Origin of the sequence: Gordonia sp. UBA7599 (genome assembly GCA_002477755.1) — a bacterium.
In the GTDB taxonomy this organism is placed as follows: domain Bacteria; phylum Actinomycetota; class Actinomycetes; order Mycobacteriales; family Mycobacteriaceae; genus Gordonia.
Genome location: DLKD01000109.1, coordinates 1 through 4810, shown reverse-complemented (window position 1 = coordinate 4810; position 4810 = coordinate 1). Strand labels below are relative to the sequence as shown.

At 65.2% G+C, this 4810-nt stretch carries 8 protein-coding genes; 7 read left to right on the top strand and 1 reads right to left on the bottom strand.

The features are described from left to right. The 4 genes from B4L26_RS12365 to B4L26_RS12350 all read left to right on the top strand — a co-directional run. Positions 1-1069: hypothetical protein (locus B4L26_RS12365; RefSeq protein ID WP_290719163.1), on the top strand; the 1069-nt coding region annotated here is incomplete at its 5' end. Positions 1070-1072: 3 nt separating this feature from the next. After that, on the top strand, positions 1073-1510 hold the full coding sequence (locus tag B4L26_RS12360; protein WP_290719162.1) for a hypothetical protein: 438 nt from the start codon (positions 1073-1075) through the stop codon (positions 1508-1510). A 3-nt stretch (positions 1511-1513) separates the two neighbouring features. Further along, the gene (locus B4L26_RS12355; RefSeq protein ID WP_290719161.1) at positions 1514-1879 is read left to right on the top strand and encodes a DUF7264 domain-containing protein; all 366 of its coding nucleotides are present in this window, start codon (positions 1514-1516) and stop codon (positions 1877-1879) included. Further along, positions 1876-2226, top strand: a complete 351-nt coding sequence (locus B4L26_RS12350; RefSeq protein ID WP_290719160.1) for a hypothetical protein — start codon at positions 1876-1878, stop codon at positions 2224-2226. The genes B4L26_RS12355 and B4L26_RS12350 overlap by 4 nt, the downstream gene beginning before the upstream one ends. On the opposite strand, the gene B4L26_RS12345 is transcribed toward B4L26_RS12350, so the two are convergent. Then, positions 2215-2610, bottom strand: a complete 396-nt coding sequence (locus tag B4L26_RS12345) for an HNH endonuclease (RefSeq protein ID WP_290719159.1) — start codon at positions 2608-2610, stop codon at positions 2215-2217. The two genes, B4L26_RS12350 and B4L26_RS12345, sit on opposite strands and share 12 nt — an antisense overlap. A gap of 367 nt (positions 2611-2977) precedes the next feature. Between B4L26_RS12345 and B4L26_RS12340 the strand changes: the two genes are divergently transcribed. The 3 genes from B4L26_RS12340 to B4L26_RS12330 form a co-directional block, all read left to right on the top strand. Continuing rightward, entirely contained in the window at positions 2978-3724 is a 747-nt protein-coding gene (locus B4L26_RS12340; protein WP_290719158.1) for a hypothetical protein, read from the top strand. 2 nt (positions 3725-3726) lie between these two features. Continuing rightward, a complete protein-coding gene (locus B4L26_RS12335) occupies positions 3727-4173 on the top strand; it encodes a phage upper tail fiber protein (RefSeq protein ID WP_290719157.1) in 447 nt (148 codons plus the stop codon). After that, a partial coding sequence (locus B4L26_RS12330; protein WP_290719156.1) for a hypothetical protein occupies positions 4173-4810 on the top strand: 638 nt, incomplete at its 3' end. The genes B4L26_RS12335 and B4L26_RS12330, both read left to right, overlap by 1 nt.

Below are 4810 nucleotides of genomic sequence, written 5' to 3'. Positions count from 1 at the left end.
GATGATCACCGACCTGTTCGGCTCATTCCTGGGCGACATCGCCGACGACGACCCCGGATCGCCAACCCTGACCTCGGCCGACGACCTGCCCGATCTGGTTGCGGGGTTTTTCGCCGGCCTGCCCGTCGACCTCGCGGCCACCGCGCTGCGCGCACTCGCGATGCTGCTCGCCTGGCTGACCGACACCGACCCCGAGGACTGGGACGCCCTGGAGGAGATCCAGGCGAATCTCATTCCGGCGATCATGCGGCTGCCGCTGCGGATCATCGTCGAATTGCTGAGCGATTTGCTGGGTGCGATTCCGGTGATCGGCGACGACATCGAGGGCGCGCTGGCGAACTGGTTGGCCGGTGTGTCATCGGTTGCTGATACGGCGATGGTGACGGCCAACGGGAAACCGTCAATGGAACAGATCCCGATGATCTCGTCGCTGTGGATGTCGATCAACGATGACGAGGACTCCACATTTCCGCGCGCCAACCTGTCCAACGGGGCGGCGGCGGGCACCAGCTCCGGCGGTAGCAGCGGCGGCGGATCACATTCGCATGGTTTGGGTCAGATTCCCGACTACCAGCCCGCGGGTCAGGGCAACAACTACGTCGAGATCGCCTTCATCAAAGCGACCAAGACCCGCAGCTACAGCCAGGTCGGATTCATCACCGGCGACTCACAGACCTTCGCCGGCATCCAAAACGCCTACATCGGGGTGTATCTGGTCAACCCGACCACCGGGAACCTGACCCTGTGCAACACCTCGTCGGCGACCACCGACATCAAGAGCTCGATCACCAACACGAACACCGAGCAGCGCTTCCACTTGGGTGTCACCATCAACGCCACCCAGGGCCAGGTCTTCGCCATCGGGCTGCTGCAGAAAACGAGCATCCTGCAGACATGCGCATCGGTGGTGATGACCAAGATCACCCGGATCGAACCGCCGTCGACACAGTATCCGCGCAAGAACTACTGCTACACCAACTCGAACTCCGGCGCCCTGCCCACCTCGATCGCCGAGTCGAACTTGAACTACTCGGCGTCGACCAAGCTGCCCTTCTACGTGTTGAGGTGACCCTTGATTGATCCGCTGTACAACGTGAAACGCTTCTTCGTCGGGGTGGCGTGGTCAGGGTTCGGTGCCCGCCAGTTCGTCGACACCGAGATGCTGCACCCCGGGTTGCGGTTCCTGCACAACGTGGTAGTGCCGAAGCTGTGGCAAGCCATCCTCGCCGACGATCCCGCCTACAACCCCGAGGGCCCAGAGACGATCGCCACCGGCGCCGGCGCAGTGAAGTTCTTCGTCGCGTTCCTCGAGGGGTTCCGCGAGTGGGAGATGCTCGCCAACCCGACGGGCGAGGTGTGGCACGTCATCTTTGAACAGGGTCAGCACGGCGACTTCATGGGCGATCTGTGCGCAGCCTTGCAGGCTGACGACCCGACGTGGGCACCGACACCGTGGTCACGCAACCGCCCGGCGATCCACCCCAACCTCATGCCAGCAGAACAGGAGTAGCCGATGACCACGCCACTGTTTCCCGGCCCACCCCTGCATAACCTCCCACTCAGCCGTGGTGGGGACCTCGACGTCACCCTCGTGTACAAGACGGTCGATCCCGACACCGGACAGACCGCCATCACCGACTGGCCTGCCGGGGTGACCGTCGTCCTCACGATCGACGCGAAGACCGGCCCCGTATCTGGGACCGCAATCATCACCGGACCCGCCGCGCGCATCCACATCGACCACGCTCTCGTCGACAACATCAAGACGGGCACCCTGTGGCGCGCGGTGCAAATCCTGCCCGACAACGCGATCCCCGACAATCTCGATGACGTCCTGGTCAACGGGCAGGTTGTGCGTTACGACGGGATCGCGGCATGACTGAGATCGTCATCGAAGTCAGCCCCCGCACCGCGGGCATCGAAGTCGCCTCCCAGGTCGACGTCGCCGACGGTAGTGCAGCGGTCCTCGTCGCCGCAGTCCCCACGCCGGGACCCGACGGCCCACCCGGACCTTCCGCCTACGCCACCGCCGTCGCCAACGGATACCTCGGCACCGAAGAAGAGTGGCTCGAATTCCTGCGCGGCGATCCCGGCCCACCGGGGCCTGCGTTCGAAGGCACCGCCTGGTTCTTCGGCGACGGACCACCAGACACCATCGTCGGCTCCAAACCCGGAGACCGCTACCTCGACACCACCACCGGCACCATCTACACACTAGGAGACTGATCGGTGCCGCTTCTGCCAGTAGCTGCGCCCCTTCGCCATCATGTCGGCAATGTTGTCGGCCTGCGTACCTACGACCAGATGGGCTGGGTTACAGCACGGCGGATTGTCACACGTGTGCATCACCACCTCGTCGACAGCTAGTTCGATGCCATCCCGCAGCTCGACCACGACGCGTGTCGCCTTCAGAACACGCCGATTGTCTCGCCCGCCGACCTCAAAATACCCGTACCCTCGGATGCTCTGACCCGTCCACGGCCAGCACTCGTCCGACTCGCCACGCTGGATATACCAGTCCAGAATCTCGGGCACGCTCAGATTCTGCGGACGTTGGGGGACGGTCAGCACGGCCGGGTCCCCGTGGCGCTTCCACCGCGCGTAGTGCATCTGGCACATCCCTTTCGATCTGCCGGGTAGGTCGCACTCGTCCACTGTGCATGGCGAGTCCGGATATCGCGGTTGAAGGGCAGTGGGTGACCCGTTGTTCTTCCACCGCTGGTAGTGGGTCGTGCACCACCCGCGAGCGTGGGCAGGTCGCCCGCACTCGTCAACGGAACAGATGCGCTCACCATTCGAAGTGCGCCATTGCGCGTAGTGCTTCCTACAGAACCCGCGCGCTTCGTGTTTGCGATCGCACCCAGCGATATCGCACGTACGCTCAGACATGTCGACTCCTCGTTAGTCGGCCACACCCCGGCCTGTTCGCGCAGGTGCGGGGCTTTTCTATGACCATCTCCAACCCTACAGAAGGACGGTGATCCCATTGGCATGGGTAATTTCAGGCAACATCCGCGGACCCCAAGGCGCAGCAGGCGCAGCAGGCAGCCCCGGCGCGGCGGGCGCCGACGGCAGCGACGGAGCCGACGGCACCAGTGTTCTACCCCAAGGCGACGTCGCCACTTACGGCAACCTCCCCGGCGGCTTGGGTGCAGGCGATGCGGGCCGTGCGTGGGTGAACCTCGCCGACGGATGCCTCTACATCTGGGACGGTGCCGCTTTCCCGACCGAGGGCACGGGCCCGACGTGGCGCGGCCCCCAAGGCAGCCAAGGCGCCAAAGGCGACACCGGTGACGCCGGCGCTGACGGTGCGGGTATCGAGATCGCCGGATCGGTCCCGACGTACGCGGAACTGCCCGATGACCTTGACGCTGGTGATGCGGGGTCGGGCTATATGGTGGCCGCCGACGGCAAGCTGTACATCTGGGACGGCTCTGCTTTCCCGTCGTCTGGTGACGGTGTCGAGTTCCGGGGGCCCAAGGGAGACAAGGGAGATGCCGGAGACCAGGGAATCCAGGGAATCCAGGGAATCCAGGGAATCGCCGGAAATGACGGGGCCGACGGAGCTGACGGAAGCGACGGGAGCGACGGTGCGACTGGTGCCACTGGTGCGCGTGGCTCGAAGTGGTTCACCGGCGCCGGGTCACCCTCGGGTGTGAGTGGGTCGCTGCCCGGTGACATGTACATGGACACCACCAACGGTGACGTCTACGAGCTGAGCTGATCATGGCGTGGTCACCAGTAGCGAACCTGAAAGGCCCACCCGGTGACGATGGTGACGACGGGGCACCGGGGACGACGAACTGGTCGGGCATCACCGACAAGCCGTCAACGTTCACGCCGGCCACACATACTCATGCTGCGTCGGATGTCACGTCCGGCACTCTCGACGCTGCGCGGGTCCCGAATCTCGCCGCCTCCAAGATCACCAGCGGCACCCTGGCCGAGGCGCGCATCCCGGCGATCACGAGCTCAATGGTCGCCGACGGGACGCTCGTCGACGCCGACATCAATGGTTCCGCCGCGATCGCGGTCACCAAGCTCGGTACCGGTCGCGTGACCGGGTCGAACAACGGCACCGCCACGACGCTGACCCTGTGGCGAGGGACGGCCGCGCAGTACGCCGCGATCGGCACCAAGGACTCCAACACGGTGTACGTGGTGGTCGACTGATGTCGGTCTGGCTGGGCGGCGACGAAGCCGACGCCATCTACCTTGGTGCCGACCCGGTGGACGCGGTGTATCTCGGCGAGGACCAGGTGTGGCCCGTCGGCGGCATCGAGTACATCGGCTCGAACTGGAACGGCGGCACCACCGTCGTTTTGCCCTCACATCAGGCGGGGGATTTTCTCCTGTTCTACGCGATCAACGGTGCGTTCTCGACGCCGTCCCTGCCCGCCGGTAAGACGAACATCGCCAACGGCGGCACCTTCGGCGCGTACGTCCGCGTCGGCTACCTGATCGCCGCGTCCTCGTCGGAAGTGTCGGGCACCTGGTCGAATGCCTCGCATCTGCACGTCATGGTTTTCCGGGGCGCGGTGAAGGGTGTGCACGCCGGCGGCGGCACCGTGTCGGCGAACTGGCCCGCACTCTCAGGTTTCTCGACCGACGCATGGGTGGTGCGCCTGTGCGCCGGTGGCGGTGTCAACCTCACCGCACCCGCCGGATTCACCGGACGCGGCGGTGCAACGTCGGGCAGCTACCGCACGCAGGGCTTCGACACCAACGGCCCGCTCGGCGCGACGTCGGTCGCCCAAGTCGCCATGTCGCCGTCGACGAACTCGGTGCCGATCACCATCGCCCTCGAACC